General features: G+C 47.4%; 17 protein-coding genes. 8 read left to right on the top strand and 9 right to left on the bottom strand.

The features are described from left to right. Window positions 1-72: 72 nt before the first annotated feature. Together aroG and D515_RS03430 are read right to left on the bottom strand one after the other, a co-directional pair. Window positions 73-1,137 (bottom strand): 3-deoxy-7-phosphoheptulonate synthase AroG, encoded by a 1,065-nt coding sequence (gene aroG / locus D515_RS03425; protein WP_002536012.1) that lies wholly within the window; start codon window positions 1,135-1,137, stop codon window positions 73-75. A 166-nt stretch (window positions 1,138-1,303) separates the two neighbouring features. After that, window positions 1,304-2,779, bottom strand: a complete 1,476-nt coding sequence (locus tag D515_RS03430) for a cobyric acid synthase (protein WP_002536014.1) — start codon at window positions 2,777-2,779, stop codon at window positions 1,304-1,306. Between the two features lie 199 nt (window positions 2,780-2,978). On the opposite strand from D515_RS03430, the gene D515_RS03435 reads away from it, so the two are divergent. Beyond that, window positions 2,979-3,530 carry a hypothetical protein gene (locus tag D515_RS03435; RefSeq protein WP_002536016.1) on the top strand — a complete coding sequence of 184 codons (552 nt, stop codon included), beginning with the start codon at window positions 2,979-2,981 and terminating at the stop codon, window positions 3,528-3,530. Between the two features lie 63 nt (window positions 3,531-3,593). Here D515_RS03435 and D515_RS03440 read toward each other — a convergent pair whose 3' ends face one another. After that, entirely contained in the window at window positions 3,594-4,481 is an 888-nt protein-coding gene (locus D515_RS03440; RefSeq protein WP_002536018.1) for an AraC family transcriptional regulator, read from the bottom strand. Between the two features lie 226 nt (window positions 4,482-4,707). On the opposite strand from D515_RS03440, the gene D515_RS03445 reads away from it, so the two are divergent. The 4 genes from D515_RS03445 to D515_RS03460 are packed head-to-tail and all read left to right on the top strand — an operon-like array spanning window position 4,708 to window position 9,039. Beyond that, window positions 4,708-5,172 carry a (2Fe-2S)-binding protein gene (locus D515_RS03445; protein ID WP_002536020.1) on the top strand — a complete coding sequence of 155 codons (465 nt, stop codon included), beginning with the start codon at window positions 4,708-4,710 and terminating at the stop codon, window positions 5,170-5,172. Between the two features lie 4 nt (window positions 5,173-5,176). After that, window positions 5,177-7,381, top strand: a complete 2,205-nt coding sequence (locus tag D515_RS03450) for a xanthine dehydrogenase family protein molybdopterin-binding subunit (protein WP_002536022.1) — start codon at window positions 5,177-5,179, stop codon at window positions 7,379-7,381. Window positions 7,382-7,405: 24 nt separating this feature from the next. Further along, entirely contained in the window at window positions 7,406-8,428 is a 1,023-nt protein-coding gene (locus D515_RS03455; RefSeq protein ID WP_002536024.1) for an XdhC family protein, read from the top strand. 2 nt (window positions 8,429-8,430) lie between these two features. Then, window positions 8,431-9,039 carry a nucleotidyltransferase family protein gene (locus tag D515_RS03460; protein ID WP_002536026.1) on the top strand — a complete coding sequence of 203 codons (609 nt, stop codon included), beginning with the start codon at window positions 8,431-8,433 and terminating at the stop codon, window positions 9,037-9,039. Between the two features lie 18 nt (window positions 9,040-9,057). Here D515_RS03460 and D515_RS03465 read toward each other — a convergent pair whose 3' ends face one another. From D515_RS03465 to D515_RS03490, 6 genes are all read right to left on the bottom strand, one after another. Beyond that, a complete protein-coding gene (locus tag D515_RS03465) occupies window positions 9,058-10,593 on the bottom strand; it encodes a BCCT family transporter (protein WP_002536027.1) in 1,536 nt (511 codons plus the stop codon). Window positions 10,594-10,864: 271 nt separating this feature from the next. After that, window positions 10,865-11,299 carry a hypothetical protein gene (locus D515_RS03470; RefSeq protein ID WP_002536029.1) on the bottom strand — a complete coding sequence of 145 codons (435 nt, stop codon included), beginning with the start codon at window positions 11,297-11,299 and terminating at the stop codon, window positions 10,865-10,867. 249 nt (window positions 11,300-11,548) lie between these two features. Continuing rightward, the gene (modC, locus tag D515_RS03475) at window positions 11,549-12,655 is read right to left on the bottom strand and encodes a molybdenum ABC transporter ATP-binding protein ModC (RefSeq protein ID WP_002536031.1); all 1,107 of its coding nucleotides are present in this window, start codon (window positions 12,653-12,655) and stop codon (window positions 11,549-11,551) included. Continuing rightward, window positions 12,652-13,344, bottom strand: a complete 693-nt coding sequence (gene modB / locus D515_RS03480) for a molybdate ABC transporter permease subunit (protein ID WP_002536033.1) — start codon at window positions 13,342-13,344, stop codon at window positions 12,652-12,654. The genes modC and modB overlap by 4 nt, the downstream gene beginning before the upstream one ends. Further along, window positions 13,344-14,117, bottom strand: a complete 774-nt coding sequence (gene modA / locus D515_RS03485) for a molybdate ABC transporter substrate-binding protein (RefSeq protein ID WP_002536035.1) — start codon at window positions 14,115-14,117, stop codon at window positions 13,344-13,346. The genes modB and modA overlap by 1 nt, the downstream gene beginning before the upstream one ends. Before the next feature lie 123 nt (window positions 14,118-14,240). Further along, a complete protein-coding gene (locus D515_RS03490) occupies window positions 14,241-14,540 on the bottom strand; it encodes a DUF6916 family protein (protein WP_002536037.1) in 300 nt (99 codons plus the stop codon). Between the two features lie 211 nt (window positions 14,541-14,751). Here D515_RS03490 and D515_RS26335 point away from each other — a divergent pair, with 211 nt between their 5' ends. From D515_RS26335 to D515_RS03500, 3 genes are all read left to right on the top strand, one after another. Then, on the top strand, window positions 14,752-14,874 hold the full coding sequence (locus D515_RS26335) for a hypothetical protein (protein ID WP_002536038.1): 123 nt from the start codon (window positions 14,752-14,754) through the stop codon (window positions 14,872-14,874). A 456-nt stretch (window positions 14,875-15,330) separates the two neighbouring features. Continuing rightward, window positions 15,331-15,762, top strand: a complete 432-nt coding sequence (locus tag D515_RS03495; protein ID WP_002536039.1) for an RNA-binding S4 domain-containing protein — start codon at window positions 15,331-15,333, stop codon at window positions 15,760-15,762. A gap of 582 nt (window positions 15,763-16,344) precedes the next feature. After that, the gene (locus D515_RS03500) at window positions 16,345-17,295 is read left to right on the top strand and encodes a TDT family transporter (RefSeq protein WP_039849554.1); all 951 of its coding nucleotides are present in this window, start codon (window positions 16,345-16,347) and stop codon (window positions 17,293-17,295) included. Window positions 17,296-17,301: the final 6 nt, after the last annotated feature.

The raw sequence follows: 17,301 nt of genomic DNA on the forward strand, positions 1-17,301 counted from the left end.
CCTCGCCGCGCCTAAAACGCTTATAGCGAGAACGAAATTTAACCACCAAAGGTCAACAGCCCCTAGCAGCGCTTATCGTTTACTGGCGCGTCGTTCTTGAACTGCATCTGCCAGAATATTTAACACTTTCTCGGTGTCTTCCCAGCCAATACATGCATCTGTAATGCTCTGACCATAGGTCGGCGCTTTACCGTCAACCAAATCCTGACGACCTTCCACAAGGTGGCTTTCAATCATCACACCGAAGATAGCGTCATTTCCGCCTGCGATTTGGTTTGCAACATCTTCACCTACAACCACCTGACGCTGGTATTGTTTACTGCTATTCGCGTGGCTGAAGTCAATCATCAACTTATTGCGCAGTTTTGCCGCATCCAACTGCTCAGTGATAGCTGCAACGTGCTCTGCAGAATAGTTTGGCTCTTTACCACCTCGCAAAATAATGTGGCAATCTTCGTTCCCCGCCGTTTCAACAATTGCTGAGTGACCAAACTTCGTCACAGACAGGAAATGGTGAGGCGACTCTGCTGAGCGAATCGCATCGGTAGCAATCTTGATGTTACCGTCAGTGCCATTCTTGAAGCCAACAGGACAAGACAAACCCGAGGCCAGCTCACGGTGAACCTGAGACTCTGTCGTACGTGCACCAATCGCCCCCCAGCTGATCAAATCGCCCATGTACTGTGGCGTGATCATATCGAGGAACTCACCTGCCGTTGGCAATCCCATGTCAGTGATGTCCAGCAGCAGCTTTCGTCCAATACGCAGACCATCATTCAATTTAAAGCTGTTATCCAAGTACGGGTCGTTAATCAGGCCTTTCCAGCCAACAGTGGTACGCGGTTTTTCAAAGTAAACGCGCATCACAATTTCCAGTCTGTCGCTCAGTTGGTCACGCAGCACTTTTAGCTTTTTACCGTATTCAACCGCAGCTTCAGGGTCGTGAATCGAACAAGGACCAATGATGACGAGAAGGCGATCGTCTGTGTCATTCAGAATGTTATGGATAGCCTGACGAGCGTTAAACACTGTTTCAGACGCTGTTTCAGTTGCAGGAAACTTCTCCAGCACCGCTACCGGTGGCAGTAGTTCTTTGATTTTACTAATTCGGACATCGTCTGTTTGATGGAAGCTCATTCATTCACCCTTGCTACATTCTTCACATCCACCATCTTTGATGGAGTGCGTATTCCCTACTTATTTGTTGTTAACTTATCGCCATTCCAATAAGAGTGCAAACCTATTTTTACGCTTTTTATAATATTTTTATACCACTAAAATATTGACTAACGGTAATCATGTGCTAGCAATCAGTTTTCAAGGTGTTTGAGAACAAGAGCCCCAAATCCAGATATTCTTCAAGCGTGTCCGCCAGCACGTCTAGACTATGTTGTTTTTCTTTAACTAAATCAATATCTTTAGTATCTTCTAGCCCAGCCCATTCAAGAGTGAGATTGAGTGCCTCTGGTTGATCGAACAACCCATGCCAGTATGTCCCGAAGATATTGTTATCTGAGTTGATCAGACCATCATCACCCTCTTCACAGACGACAGGGCTCACACCTTTTGATGTGGTCACACCCATATGGATCTCATAGCCCGTGATTGGACTCACCTTTCCATTGAGGTGAAGATGTCCCGATTTTTGGGTCAGCACTTTTTCTTTTTCAATCACAGTCATTGCATCAAGGTAACCAAGTCCTTTTGTTTCCAACTTGTGACCTTCCAGCCCCAATGGGTCTGAAATGTGTTTTCCTAGCATCTGATAACCACCACAAATACCAACGACTTTACCGCCATATCTCAGGTGTTTTTGAATTTGTTTATCCCAACCAAACTCTCTCAGGCTGGTTAAGTCTGAAATCACACTTTTACTGCCCGGCAGTACAATCAAATCACACGAAGGAATTGGTTTTCCCGGCGCCACATATTCCAAGTTAACCTGTGGATGAGCTCGCAGTGCATCGAAGTCTGTGTGATTGCTAATACGTGGGAGGACAGGCACCGCAACGTTGAGAATGCTACCGCTGGAATCGAGTTCGTCCTGTTTGGTGTCTATTGCGTCTTCGGCATCAAGCATCAAGCCCTGTAGATAAGGCACTACACCAATAACAGGCTTTCCTGTTTTCTCCTCAAGCCATTCAAGTCCCGGCTCCAATAGACTCACATCACCTCGAAAACGATTGATCACAAAACCAACTACACGATCACGTTCCGATTGAGACAAACAATCCAAAGTGCCAACAAGATGAGCAAACACGCCACCACGGTCGATATCAGCCACGATAATTACCGGAACATCTGCCTCCTCTGCAAAGCCCATGTTCGCGATGTCATTTTCACGCAGGTTGACCTCGGCTGGGCTGCCCGCACCTTCAATCAACACACACTCATATTCTGAGCTGAGCTTTGAAAAAGAGTCCAACACAGGCGTCATCGCAAATGCTTTGTAAGATCGGAAGCCAATCGTATCCATGGCATCAACGGCCTTTCCCTGCACGATAACCTGTGCGGCGCAATCAGTACTTGGCTTCAACAATATAGGATTCATATGCACCGTTGGTTCAATACCACAAGCAAATGCCTGAAACGCCTGCGCGCGCCCAATCTCGCCTCCATCTTTTGTCACTGCACTGTTAAGCGCCATATTCTGTGGCTTAAACGGGGCCACTTTCACCCCTCGGCGGGCAAGCACGCGGCATAAACCCGCGACAATGACACTTTTTCCAGCATCGGACGTTGTGCCCTGAACCATAAGGGCTTTAGAAGTAGGTAACATGAAGGAATCCGAAAGATATGAAACTTTGACTTGAGCGGCAAAGATATCACAGTCATTGCAAAAAAATGCTAGCGCCATCGTCTAGCCGCAAATTCTTTGTAACCCTTGTCAAAGTTATTTGCATCGCCACTAAAGTTTTCGCACAGGTAGCCATACACTCAGTAACATGTTGCAACAAACCTTAGCTGCAAGGAATGCTGTGAAAAATTTAAAAAAATCATTTGCTATCAAAGCAATTATGACTGCAATGACCTTGACTTCATCAGCCGCAATGGCGACCAATTTTAACTACACCAATTTGGAAGTCGGTTTTACTGGTAACCCATCAGGGCTTGGAGCAACAGGCCGAATGGCGTTTATGGATGGTGCGCATTTTATTGCCAATGGGAGCAGCCAGTTTGAAGGAGACTGGATTGTCTCAGGTGGAGTTGGCTTTCACGCCCCTGTTAACGGCTTTGTAGATATACATGGTGACGCACGCATTTATTCTGTTAAATTCCCCGAAGATGACAAGCACGATTGGGGAGAATTGGCTTACGGAGTTAATGTCGGCGGGAAAGCATGGATATTACCTCAAATAGAAGCAAACCTTCTCGTTGGCCAAATTGCTTTTGATTCTGACGACACCCGTTCGGTCGTAGAATTAGGCGGTAGATTCCATTCAACAGATGTGCTCTCTGTAGGCGCAACCTATCGAGCAAACGGCTTGTACAAAGAACAGTTCTACTTCGACGTATTGTTCAACTTCTAACCCAAATATCAAATCAACTAAAAGCGGGCTTAACGCCCGCTTTTGTTTGGTGTTACATTGCCATTATTCAATGGTTGTAACCAAAGAACGTGCTTCGCTTGGCGTAAAACCAAAATAGCGCTTAAACTCGCGGCTGAATTGAGACGGACTGCTGTATCCCACTTCATAGCAAACCTCCGCTACTTGATACCCTGAAGAAAGCATCGATCTGGCTTTATGCAGCCTGAGTGATTTCACATACTGCATCGGCGAAACTGTCGTAACCTGCTTAAAATGCTCATGAAGCGTCGAAGCGCTCATTCCCGCTACGCTCGCAATCTCCTCAATCGCCAAATTTCTTTCAAAGTTCTGCTCAATGTAATGAACAACCGGTGCAATACGGTTGGCTCCCGCATGGTTACTCACGCAATTGCGTAGCAATCCACCACCAGGCCCTTTCAATACTTCGTAGTAAAGTTCTCTAGATATTGAAGGCGCTAAAATGTCGCGATCCATTGGGTTATCCAGCAAACCCAACAATCGAACCACCACGTTTTCAATGGCCGGGGTCATTTTGGTCGACTGAGTAAAGTCGCGCTGCGGTAGCGAAGAGGTTTCCTGCTGCCAAGGCGACATTTCCATCATCAATTGGCCGACCATTTGCTGGTCTATCGCCAGACTGAAACCCACATAAGGCCTCTCTTGGCTAACATCTAAAAGGCTTGCTTCTACGGGCCGCGTAACAGAGTTGATTAGGTAGGTATCTTCACTGTAGACAAAGGTTTGCTTTCCTGTGGAGACGTGCTTTTCTGCTTGCAACACAAAACAAATTGAAGGCTGGAGCACTATCGGCATCAGATCAACCTTCTCCAAGCTCGCATACAGCTTTAAACCCTCTATTTCAGACGGTTGACCACACTCACCCTTCACTTTTTCAAACACTTGCTTTGCAAGCGATGAGGCAAACTCCATTTCATTAACCTTTTGCTAAGCATTATCTACACAACCGTAGGATTATGACACTAAATAAGCATTTAGAATGATACTCCTAATTAATTCCGGAGTAATAGGCAAGAGTTCTGGAACATCTCGATAACATTAGCCTCAAATAGAATACATAGTAAATAAAGGCTAGTGACTACAGTTGCGTGTGTTAAAGCCAAATACGCTGCCGTTCTATGTACGAAAGGAGACTACCATGAGCGTATCCGTGAATATTAACGGACAGGATCTTGAGCTCGATGTACCTGCAGACACCCCATTACTCTGGGCTATTCGTGACAACCTCAACTTAACAGGCACTAAGTTCGGGTGCGGTCTCGCACAATGTGGCGCGTGTACTGTTCATATGAGTGGTCAGCCCATTCGTTCTTGTGTCACCCCGGTATCTGCCGTTGCAGGGCAGAAAATCACCACCATTGAAGGCATTGAGTCAAAGGCTTCCAAAGCGGTTCAAGCCGCATGGGAAGAGATACAAGTCCCGCAATGTGGGTACTGCCAATCAGGCCAGATCATGGCTGCCAGCGCACTACTTGCCAGCAATCCATCCCCTACCGACGCAGACATTGATGCGGCCATGAACGGAAACATCTGCCGCTGTGCAACCTATGTCCGTATTCGTGAAGCAATCAAGCAAGCAGCCACTGAACTGAGACAGGGATAGAACCATGCGTGATTTTCTGAACGGTTATCAGCCCGAAGCTGCTTTCCTAAAAAATACTAAACAGGTGGGAACCAGCCGCCGTAACTTCATTAAACTCATGTCGACAGCCGGTGCGGGATTAACCTTAGGCGTTCACCTCCCTTCTGTTGCAGCCGGTGCCAGTGAAACAGCAGGCAAGCCTTTTGAACCCAACGCTTTTGTGCGCGTCGGTTCAGATGACACAGTCACCATCGTGATTAAACACTTGGACATGGGCCAAGGAGTGACTACGGGCTTAGCAACCATTGCCGCTGACGAACTCGATGCAGATTGGAGCAAAGTTTATACAGAGGCTGCTCCTGCAAACGCCAATGAATATAACAACCTACTGTTTGGCCCAGTGCAAGGTACAGGCGGCAGTACTGCTATTGCAAACTCCTTCATGCAGCTCCGCATGGCAGGCGCAAAAGCCAAAACTATGTTGGTGAACGCTGCCGCTAAAGTGTGGGAAGTCCCCGCTTCAGAAATCACGGCAAACAAAAGCACTCTCTCTCATTCTCGTACTGGCAAGTCAGCAACTTATGGTGAGATGGCCGAGCTAGCAGCACTGCAATCAGTTCCTGCCGATGATCAAGTGGTCTTAAAAACGCCCGAGCAATTCACCATCATCGGTAAAATAGGAACCTCCCGAAAAGATAAAGGCAAAAGCAACGGCACAGCGACATTCACACAGGACGTACAACTGGACGGCATGCTGACCGCGTTAGTCGCTCATCCACCGGCATTTGGTGCAACAGTCGTTTCGTTTGATGCCACTGCAGCCAAGCAATCTCCCGGAGTTGTCGATGTTGTGCAGATCCCGACAGGTATTGCGGTGATTGCAAAAGATTTCTGGAGTGCAAAAACGGGACGCGACAAATTGTCGATTGAATGGGATCGCTCTGCGTTCACCAAGAACACTGAACAGCTCAAAACTGAATACACGGCACTTGCCCAAACGCCCGGCCTTCCGGCCCGCAGCGAAGGTGAAGCCAGTAAAGTTCTCGAAAGCGCCGAAAACGTTGTCGAAGCGACTTACTATTTCCCCTACCTTTCCCATTCACCAATGGAACCCATGAACTGTGTGGTTCTGGCTGACGATGGTAAGGCTGAGCTTTGGTACGGCGCGCAGATTCAAACGATCGATCAGTTTGCTGTTGCTACCGTCCTTGGTATCAAGCCAGAGAATGTGACCATCAACACCTTGTTTGCAGGGGGCAGTTTCGGGCGTCGAGCTAACCCTCAGGCAGACTACGTTGTTGAAGCGACAATGATTGCCAAAACGCAGCCTGGTGTGCCCGTCAAATTGGTGTGGACACGTGAGGATGACATGCGCGCGGGTTATTACCGCCCAATGTACATTCACAAAATCCGTGGTGCCATTGATAACGAAGGCAACATTACTGCTTGGGAGCAGCGCATCGTTGGGCAATCTATTGCTGCAGGCACGGCATTTGAGGGCTTCATGGTCAAAGACGGTGTCGACTCATCTTCTGTTGAAGGCGCTTCCACTTTGCCTTATGCGATTCCCAACTTAGCCGTTGAGCTGCATACCGTTCAGCAACCGGTACCCGTTTTGTGGTGGCGCTCAGTGGGACATACGCACACCGCATTTTCAACCGAAACCTTCTTTGATGAACTGGCACATAAAACAGGGAAAGATCCGGTCGAACTGCGCCGAGCTTTGCTTAAAAACCATCCCCGCCATCTTGGCGTTCTGAATTTGGCTGTCGAGAAATCAGACTGGGGCAAACCACTGCCGAAAGGTAAAGGGCGCGGTGTTGCCGTTCATGAGTCGTTTCGTACCTTTGTTGCTCAGGTTGTTGAAGTCACTGTCGAGAATGGCCAAATCACCGTCGACAAGGTCGTTTGTGCCGTTGATTGCGGCGTTGCCATCAACCCGGACATCATCAAAACCCAGATGCAAGGCGGTATCGGATTTGGTCTGTCTCCAGCGCTTGTCAGCGAAATAACACTGCAGGATGGTGCCACGGTGCAGTCAAATTTCCATGACTATCTGGTGCTAAGGGAAATGCAGATGCCAGAGATTGAGGTACACATTGTGCCGTCTGCCGAAGCACCAACAGGTGTTGGTGAACCTGGTACACCACCTATCGCCCCTGCTGTCGCAAACGCCGTGTTTGCTGCAACTGGCCAGCGATTACACAATCTGCCAATGAAGCTGTCTTAACCTCAACGTCATCAAGGAAGGATAATGGCAAACCACCTACATTACTTGCTAAACGAGTGGTATCCGGAAAGAGACAATGCCGAGTGGGTACTCGGCACGGTTTACGAAACGGAAGGACCTTGTTACCGAAAAGCCGGTGCAATGATGCTTTTCAGTAGTTTGGGTCAACAACTCGGTATGCTTAGCGGAGGGTGTCTGGAATCAGACATCCAGCGTCATGCAAAAAAGGTGATGATGACAGGTGAAGCCTGCACGTTGACTTATGACAGCCAAGATGAAGACGATTTGTCTTTCCAACTTGGTATTGGCTGTGGCGGCACCGTTCACATCATGCTGCAGCCAATCCACAAGAGTAACGGCTACTTAAGCCTCGATGTTATTCGCGCTCAGTTAGAACAAAGACGATCCGGCTTCTACTATCAGCGTATCGTCAAGAACAGCGCTGAAATAGAGGCGAACTATATCCCCTCAGAGAAGACTCACCAGCTAGAGGCCGATAAAAACACCATTGGTGAAAGACTTGATGAAGGTCATCAGCGCTGGCTGAAAACCTTCATTCAACCCCCTACTCACCTTCTCGTATGTGGTGGAGGGTTTGATGCTAGGCCGATAGTTTCCCTTGCTCATCAATTAGGTTGGCGCGTCACGCTTTGGGACCCCCGCCCAGCAAATGCAAGACGCGATTACTTTCAAACCGCGCATCACATCCTGCGAGAACAGGCAGAGACCTTGGGGTATTTCTGCAACGAAAAGCATGTGGATGCTGCAGTAGTAATGACGCACAGTGTTTCTCTCGACGCCTCCGTATTGAAATCGCTCACGGATACGCGTTTACGTTATCTTGCCCTACTTGGCCCAGCACATAGAAAAGAAGACGTTCTGCAAACCGCAGAGTTACAGGAATCACAATTACCGTGCAAACTTGCAGGACCAGCAGGGTTGCAACTGGGTGCAGCATTGCCAGAAGGGATTGGACTTTCTATTCTGTCAGAATGTATGGCGGCTCTTAACGATTCAAACGCCAAATCTTTCAGTGGAATAGTATAAGAATGATAAATCTTGCCGCAGTGATCCTCGCTGCTGGCCGCGCTTCACGTTTTCGCGAATGCAAAGCGCTGGCTGAAATCAATGGCTCTCCGCTCATCAGCTTCCCTATCAACGCTGCAGTTCCTGTTACTCAGGATATTTTCATCACAACAGGGTTTTGGCATAAAGAGATCGAAGCAGCCTGCAAAGACAACGATTGGCCAGCAGAAATCTTATATATCGACTGCTGGAAAGAAGGAATTGGCAGCGTTATATCTTCGGTGACGGAGAAACTTGAGAACGACTATGATGCCATTCTATTTATGCTTGCCGACCAACCAGCAGTAAGCAGTGATAATGTCGAACTGCTTTGGAAAGTCTTTATTGAACACATTAACGACGCAGTTTGTTGCCAGTATCACGATACAGTGGGTGTACCAGCGATTGCATCGAAAACCATGTTTGAAGAGCTTAAAACGTTGAAAGGCGATGCAGGCGCTAAGCATCTGCTTAACAATGGCAAACATGTGGTGAATGTGGTTGCTATTGATCAGTGCAACATAGATATCGACACTCAGGAAGACCTAGATAACTACATTCATTACCTGAATCACATGGCGTCGCTTTGGTAACGACGCCATGTTCGCCAATCAGGCCAACACCTCCTGAGTCCTCGCGTTAGTCGCAGACATACATTTCAAAGCCAATGGCGCAGAAATCAGTGTCGTGGCTATCAACAACGAAACTGGCACTGCTGTAATCACGATAAATGACTGCAATGCTGCGAAGCCTCCATTTCCAGCCGTTAGCAATACGGCTGCAACCACACCCAACATCACCGCCCAAAACAGTCTTTGATGCTTAGATGGTGTCGCGTCTTCTGACGTGACGACAGCAATGGAATACGCCATGGAATCGCCCGTTGTTGCCACAAAGGTCGTGGTGAGTATCAGAAATGCAGGTACCAATATAAATTGAAGAGGGAGTTGTTGAAGCGTCGCGATCAGCACACCCGGTAATCCCGCCCCCGCCATTGGGCCGGATATCGCCCCCGGATTGGTCAACTCAAAGAAAATCCCCGTGCCACCCAGCGCAGTAAACCAGAAATTGGTGACAATCGGTGAGCCCACGGCAACTGCTAAGATCAATACGCGAATGCTTCTCCCACGAGATATTTTGGCAATGAAAATCGCCATCATGGGCGCAAAGCCAATGAACCATCCCCAGAAAAACCACGTCCAGTTGGTCATCCAAGCTGCTTTTTCGGTATCTAGACTCATTGAAGAAAAATGCTCTAGATAACTACCGAATGCAGTGACAAACGAACCGAAGATGAAAGAGGTCGGCCCCAATACCAACACAAATAGAAGCAAAGCCAACGCGCCAAGCACATTGAGTTTAGAAAGCCACTGAAGTCCCTTATCCATTCCCGTAAAGGCAGACAGCGAGTAAATCGCTACGACCGCCATGAGAATCATCACTTGTGTGCTCATGGTATTTTCGATACCAAATAAAGCTTCAATACTGAAACCCAATTGGCTCGCCAAAAAACCGATGGGACCAATGGTTCCTGCTGCCACACCGACAATTGAACAAGCATCTACGACGGCACCGAACCAATGCTTTTCGAAACGCTCGCCAAACAGGGGATATAGCAATGCACGGGGTCTTAGCTTCAGTCCTTTTTCGTAGTGGGCATGCATGAGAACGATTGTCGCAAGCGTGCCTAAAACCGCCCAAGCGAGAAATCCCCAATGAAGAAAGCTCTGACTCAGGGCAGCAGTCGCTGCAGCTTCGGTGTGTTGTTCAATGCCAGAATAGGAAGGAGAAGGCGAAAGGAAGTGATACACCGGCTCAGCGGCTGACCAAAATACGCCACCGCCAGCCAGTAAGGTACACATGATCATCGAGATCCACCGAAACACGCTGATATCCGGTTTGCTTTGATGACCAAGCTTTAGTTTTCCGTAAGGAGAAGTAGCAATGACGAGCGCCAATGCGAGGTTTGCCACCATTAACCATTGCCAGAAAACGCCGAATTCATTTGCCGCTAACCCGAATATTTGGTTGATGGTCTGAGAGAAGAGCGACATGTCATAGACGGCCGCAAAGAGGAAAAGCGCGAAAAAGCTAATGGTCAGTGTCGACACCAGCTTCTCAGCCTTAAAAAGAGAAGTAAAAGTCATTGTGCTCTCACATTGTGTGTGAGGGGCGACACCTTAGCAAAACCATTATGTGATATCCATCACTTTTATTTGATCGCTAAGCTTTTCGTTACATTGGGCTTCCAGGCCAATAAGCCCAGATATATTTTAACTATTTGTATTTATGAGCATTAATCAACTCGTAGCGTTTTTACATCAGTCGAAAAGGAAGGTAAATACCTCGCTCTCTAACGATTTATGATGAGCCGATAAGGTGGGCGTTTGGGAACAGCATACAAAAAAGCCTGATTTCTCAGGCTTTTTCTTTGGTCTTTTTCTTCTTTGAGCTCGCGTGAGCTTCAATAATTTGTTTGTGAAGCGAGGTGGCTGCGCGCACCAACCTAGGGTGAATCTGCACCTTCTTTCCTTCCAGCAGCATCTTGTTGTAATTGATGACAGATGCCGTCAGACACGCCGCAACTTTGATCTGGTTAAGCTTGTGCGCATACATCGCAGTCTTAATCGCAATAAACGCACGCTGGTCATCCTTCTTGTAGCTTTGAATAGCAAAGCGTTCGAATCGCTGAAAGTCTTTGTGATAAGACTGATGGATACGGGTCACATGCTTGTCATAGTACTCGCTATATTTTCCGTAGCTACCAGAACGATTGGCTTGCATGAGCTTCTTAACCCAATCCGTCGACTTGAGCTTTTCTTTCTTAAACAGGCCGGTTAGCCATGCAAACATTTATCTCTCCTACTACTCATCACGAGCCATCTACTCAACGAGAGTATCTAATCTGCTCGTGAAAATTATGCTGTTGCTTGTTTTTAGGAGGTATTTTTGCGACGCATGATACAAGTCGCCCTCCCAGTGCGTTTCATTCGTACACCTTATCGTTTAACAGCAAAAAATGCGGTTAGCGAATGTCACACGGTATACGGCAAGCACTGAGGAATTCTACTTCAATTTGCGATAGAAACGGCATAGAAATTATTAAAAATTCTTGTGCTGGTATGCCAAATCGCCTTTGGTGACGCTCACGCCCTTAAGCTGCGCATAGACTGTATCACCTTGTGATAACTGAAGATCATCGACTGCCCATTGGGTTATATTTGCCAGTAATCTTTGGTTACCAATTCGTAACGCGACCTGACAATAGCCCGAGGCATTCTCTTCGCACTCGGAAACACAAACGTCATCTACAATAGCGGGCAATACATTTCGGATACTGGTATCGACAGGGCGGGATTTCACTATAGAAATGTCATTGGCAAAAATCCGAAGGCGAAGCAAAGCACCTTCCGCATCATCAACCTTTGTTACCCAAATGGTCTCACCTTCCAAGTCCAATTGAGCCATCCCATATTTAGCGTGATGCCCTACCAGCTTCGCGCTGACAAGAGCACTCTGTTCTTTCGCCGAAAGCCAAGGACGCATTGGCGCAGAACCCCAAACATCATGAAGCGGTCCATTGGCAACAACCTGACCTTCATTCAAGATCAGCATGTTGTCTGCAATCTGAAGGATTTCATCCAAACTGTGACTAACGTAGAGCACAGGAATATTTAAGGAAGCTGCCAATCGAAGCAAATACTGAATCAGTTCTTGCCGACGCGGCCCGTCCAAGGAAGCGGTCGGCTCATCCATGATCAACAGTTCAGGTTCAGACAGAAGCGCCCGCCCTATCGCCACACGCTGCTTCTCACCACCAGATAGCGCGGCGGGATGCCTTTTCAGTAGGTGTTCAATCCCCAATAACTCGGTGACTTCTTCAAACTTAGCGCGGTTTTCCTTTGGCTGACCGTATTTGAGGTTCTTCTCGACCGACATGTGAGGAAACAGACGCGCTTCTTGAAACACATAACCGATACGTCTGCGCTCAGGGGCGAGGTCAATGCCGGCAGCGCTATCAAACAACACTTTATCCCCAAGCGCTATTTGTCCGGATTCAGGTTTAACTAGGCCGCAGATGGCATTGATGAGTGACGTTTTACCCGCGCCGGAACGACCAAACACCGCGGTAATGCCCGATGAAGGGATCGTTTCATTCACCCTTAGCAGAAAAGGCTTGTGATCAACGTTTAGCGACAGCGTAATCATGACAGCCCCATCTTCTTTTTCATTCGACGGCTCAGCCATTCAGAGCCAAATAGCGAGAGTAACGCAATCACAATAGAAAGGATGCAAAGACGTGCCACGCTTTCTTCCGCACCAGGTGTTTCAAGAAAGGCAAACATCGCAAGAGGAATGGTTTGGGTTTCACCGGGAATATTCGAAACGAATGTAATGGTTGCGCCAAATTCACCCAAGCTACGGGCAAAAGCCAACACCACACCAGAGAGAATACCCGGTGCTATCAGTGGCAACGTAATGGTGAAAAACACACGCCAGGGAGATGCCCCCAAGGTCCGTGCAGCTTGTTCAAGCTTGCTATCCACCAGCTCGATGGAGAGCCTGACAGCACGCACCAATAGTGGAAATGCCACCACAGCAGACGCTAATGCAGCGCCCTTCCAACTGAACGAAAAAGAAATGCCAAAGGTGTCATACAACCAACTTCCCACCGCACCACGACGCCCCATCACAACCAATAGCAAATAACCAATCACGACAGGTGGCAACACCAAAGGCAGGTGGATAAAGCCATCTAACAGAGATTTCCCTGCAAACTCTTTTCTTGCCAATAACCAAGCCATCGCGATGCCTAATGGCAAACTTGCTGCCACAGCGACAAACGATATTTTCAGGCTGAGTGTCAGCGCTTCCCATTCAACAGGTGTGAGTAACATTAGTGATCATTGCTCTGTTTTGGCGTCACCACAAAGCCATTGTTGGTGACAATTTGCGTCGCCGCATCTGAATCCAAAAAACGAAAGAAGGCCTCAGCCTCAGCGTTTGCTTCTTTCGTTAGCGCTTTAGGGAATACGATAGGCTCGTGCGTGTTGGCAGGAATCTCAGCGGCAATTTTCACCTGCGAAGAAGCATTAGCATCAGAAAAATACACAATACCAAGCGGCGCCTCACCACGCTCCACCAGCGCTAGTGTGGCTCTCACGCTGTTTGATAATGCCAATTTACTTTTCACGCTCCCCCAAAGCCCCAGGGTTTCAAGAGATTCTTTGGCATAGATACCCGCAGGCACATGACCAGGGTCAGACATCGCCAGCCGACTATTGCCGATGGCAGCAACAAGATCTTGCTGATTGAGGCCATCGAGGGTTTTACCATCAGGTCCTGCCACGATAACCAATTGGTTTTCTACCCAAGGTGTTACCACAGTGGGTTCAATCACGCCTTGCTCAACGACATAAGCCATCCACTTTTCATTCGCCGAAATATAGATATCTGCCGGTGCACCATAGGCCAGCTGCCTTGCAAGTGCTGAAGAAGACGCATAAGAAACAACCACCTTCTTTCCTGTTTCAAGCTCGTATTGATCAACAATGTCATTCAGCGCCGTTGTCATTGAAGATGCCGCAAATACCAAGACCTCTTCGCGGGCGAAGGCCTGAGAAGACAACAGCAGAGTGAGCGAGAGAAAACTGAGAAGAATGCGTTGCATACCGCCTCTGGTAAATTGAAGACAGAAAGGCAGTATCATAACAACGAATCTATCAAGACGGGAATTCAATACGAGAGACAACAACTTACTTGGCGAGTAAGCGTACAAAAGAGGCGTAAGCCTTTACGCCTCGGTGTTAATAGTGATGGTGTAGCGATTGTTACCAGCTTGCATCATATAAAGAATTTGCTGTCCCATTGAGTGGTGGGAAATCAGATAATTCCCTTGAGGAAATTCAGTTTCATCAGGGCCAACCAGTACCATGGTGAAGTTCTCAACAAGACGGTCATTCTTCGTCGTACCATTGCCTTCGCCTTCATTGACCGCCTCAACCAACACATCGTATTCGTTTTCTGCACCATCGATCAGTTGAACAGTATGTCCGGCTAACTTGGAGATATTCTCCCAAGACAATACATTCATTTTTTCTCTCCCGACATCCATGTTAGTTGTTGTGTTGCGTCCTGATTAAATCGTTATTTTTGTATATCAGCAGGCATGGTTAAAGTGTAGCCAGCATCGGGTTGGGATACTGATTTTAAATAGAATTTTCTGACAGTTGCCCCACTTTTTCTGTGCAAGTATCAATAAAGCGAGGGTGTAATCGGGATAGAGAGAATTTTGGGAGGAGATTTTGGAACCAGAAACGCCGAATGGCGTTTCTGGTATCTTTGCGATTAACGCAGTTTTGATGGACGCGTCTTTTGCGTTTTACTTTGATGGTAAAACCACAGGCGTCTTGCTTTATTACTCATAGAGAACACCTCTTTTTTTAATCAGGTTAAAATGAGCCGACCTTCTTGAACGAAAGTGCGCACGCATTACATTCCTGAGTGTTTAAAATACACTTCATCTGCATTTGCCAACTTATTGGCTGTCTCCCCTTATTCGTTTACCTCAAGGAGCACACTTCTTAAGAATGAAAGATTCATTCGTAGATGCAGGATGAAGCTAATGATATGACAGTGGAAATTGAAAAAAATTCCAGAACTTGTCACAACGAAAGTATTTTTATTACATCCCTTTTCAAGTTTCAAGAGATTCCGAACGTGTGCATGACGTGCAGATCACAGTTCTGCACTACAGCAGCTCACCTGAATAAAGTATCATTAATTCTATCAATACCACGTCATTCGTGCGTTTCAGAGTGCACAGGCATCGAATCTTACGCTAAACTCCCAGCGAGCAAATTACAAAGAAATGAGTAGCGAACATGTCGCACGAAGAAATTGAAGTAGAAGCGCTGGGTATCGAAGTCTCTTCCCAGCCAGTAGAACTTTATAAAGTATTAAAGATCGCCAACGCCGTTAGCGGTGGTGGTGAAGCCAAAATGGCGATCGCAGAAGGCTATGTCTTCGTGAACGGCGAAGTAGAAACCCGTAAACGTTGCAAAATCTATGATGGCGACGTGATTGCGTTTAACGAAGAGTTTTATGTCGTGCTTTGTGATACGCCACCTGCGCCGGTTGAACCAAAGCAGAAAAAGCCAAAACAGCAGCAACCGCAACAAGCAATACAAAAGCCAAAAGCACAGAAGCAAGCAGCTAAAAAGCAAACGGCAAAGCCAACTAAATCAGCAAAAAGAAAAACGAAGCCTCAAACCGAAGAGCGCGCGGAAAACGGCAGAAGAATCATTTCTTTCTGAATCCTGACTTCACAGAGAAACGCCACACGAAGAAAAGCCACCTAAACGGTGGCTTTTTGCTTAACTCTAAAGGTTGAAAATCGAATACTGTGGTGTTGTCGTAGATATAGCGTGCCTCACATTGCTCACTACGTTGAGCTACCGTGCCTCGTGCATTTGCATCTCATGGGCTATGTGATGTGTAAGGACTTTTTCAGTTTTGGTGTATTTCTACACTGGTGTAACATTCCAAATTGTTATGCGACCCAAACTCGTCGCCAGCACTCTTTTGCCCGGCGGACTCGAGCTTCAAAGCTCATCCTCATTCGTCTAAATTTCTGGGTGCAATTTGATTATAGGTAACCTTGACGAAGGGGCTAGATTGCATTTCTGTGATTGTGATCAGGTTTCCGCTTTCGACAATATCAGTCTTTTGGGGTGATTTTTCGGCAGGAATTATGCTTTAAACCCTTGCCACACAAGGCCTGAACGATATTTCCAGAAATTCGCTGCCCCTATTGTCTGAAATTAATAAAGAAATTTCGCAAACCCACTCACAACCATAAATCAGCAGGCGTATAATGCCCACTCTGCAGTTAGCTCATGGATGTTAGATTGACGGCTTTCCACTCCCCATTTCGATTTATACCTACCGCCCAGTCATCCCTTGCGATGGCATTTTTTGGGCTAGGTGTCGCATGGTCTCTCTACCACCCAATAACTGGACATCTCACCCGCCCCATGCTTTCTACAATCGGCATTTTGTTGATTGCTCCTGTTTGGCTCAAATATATCTTTGAGCCAAAGCGTTTCTTCCAGGATCTCAGAGACCCGCTTTACGGTAGCTTGATGGCGCCCATGACTATGTCGCTATTGTTGATGGCAGATTTTCTGGCGGAAGTGAATGTCAGCGTGGCAGCTGTTGTCTGGTATCCGGCGATGACGATGCACATCTTCATGATGTGTTATTTCTTCTTTCACCAGTTGAAGAACTTTGAGAAGTGCAACATCTACCCGAGTTGGTTCCTATATCCAGTCGGGTTAATCAGCAGCACATTGGCAGGTCCAAAACTGGGGTTTGATAACGAATCTGCCCTGCTGGCCCACATTTGTATCGGTGCGTATTTCTGCATGTTGCCATTTGTGCTTTATCGGCTTTGCTTTTTGGAAAGTTTACCGAGGAACTCCCGCCCGGTACTGGCAATCATGGCAGCACCGGTGAACCTTGCGCTCACCGCGTATTTGGTCAACATGCCAACTCCTGATCCTGTTTTGGCTGGCGCCTTGGCCGGAGTCGGTATCATGATGACCCTGTTCGTTTATCTCTGCTATATCGACCTGCTCAAAGAGCCCTTCCAGCCCACGCTCGCAGCACTGACCTTCCCTTCGGTTATCAGTGCAGTTGCTATGGAGCGATTGATTCTCTGGTTAGGCAAGGACTTCCCACACTGGACATGGCTGGAGCGATTAGGTCTGGTCGAACTGACAGTCGCAACGCTTCTGGTGAGCTGGGTCAGTTTTTGCTATTGCCGACACTATGGGTTTGGTAAGTAAATAGCG

Source organism: Grimontia indica (assembly GCF_000333895.2).
Taxonomy (GTDB): domain Bacteria; phylum Pseudomonadota; class Gammaproteobacteria; order Enterobacterales; family Vibrionaceae; genus Enterovibrio; species Enterovibrio indicus.

Coding starts and splice junctions, on each gene's coding strand:
- aroG (WP_002536012.1), bottom strand. CDS start 1,137: ATGAGCTTCCATCAAACAGACGATGTCCGAATTAGTAAAATCAAAGAA.
- D515_RS03430 (WP_002536014.1), bottom strand. CDS start 2,779: ATGTTACCTACTTCTAAAGCCCTTATGGTTCAGGGCACAACGTCCGAT.
- D515_RS03440 (WP_002536018.1), bottom strand. CDS start 4,481: ATGGAGTTTGCCTCATCGCTTGCAAAGCAAGTGTTTGAAAAAGTGAAG.
- D515_RS03445 (WP_002536020.1), top strand. CDS start 4,708: ATGAGCGTATCCGTGAATATTAACGGACAGGATCTTGAGCTCGATGTA.
- D515_RS03450 (WP_002536022.1), top strand. CDS start 5,177: ATGCGTGATTTTCTGAACGGTTATCAGCCCGAAGCTGCTTTCCTAAAA.
- D515_RS03455 (WP_002536024.1), top strand. CDS start 7,406: ATGGCAAACCACCTACATTACTTGCTAAACGAGTGGTATCCGGAAAGA.
- D515_RS03460 (WP_002536026.1), top strand. CDS start 8,431: ATGATAAATCTTGCCGCAGTGATCCTCGCTGCTGGCCGCGCTTCACGT.
- D515_RS03465 (WP_002536027.1), bottom strand. CDS start 10,593: ATGACTTTTACTTCTCTTTTTAAGGCTGAGAAGCTGGTGTCGACACTG.
- D515_RS03470 (WP_002536029.1), bottom strand. CDS start 11,299: ATGTTTGCATGGCTAACCGGCCTGTTTAAGAAAGAAAAGCTCAAGTCG.
- modC (WP_002536031.1), bottom strand. CDS start 12,655: ATGATTACGCTGTCGCTAAACGTTGATCACAAGCCTTTTCTGCTAAGG.
- modB (WP_002536033.1), bottom strand. CDS start 13,344: ATGTTACTCACACCTGTTGAATGGGAAGCGCTGACACTCAGCCTGAAA.
- modA (WP_002536035.1), bottom strand. CDS start 14,117: ATGCAACGCATTCTTCTCAGTTTTCTCTCGCTCACTCTGCTGTTGTCT.
- D515_RS03490 (WP_002536037.1), bottom strand. CDS start 14,540: ATGAATGTATTGTCTTGGGAGAATATCTCCAAGTTAGCCGGACATACT.
- D515_RS03495 (WP_002536039.1), top strand. CDS start 15,331: ATGTCGCACGAAGAAATTGAAGTAGAAGCGCTGGGTATCGAAGTCTCT.
- D515_RS03500 (WP_039849554.1), top strand. CDS start 16,345: ATGGATGTTAGATTGACGGCTTTCCACTCCCCATTTCGATTTATACCT.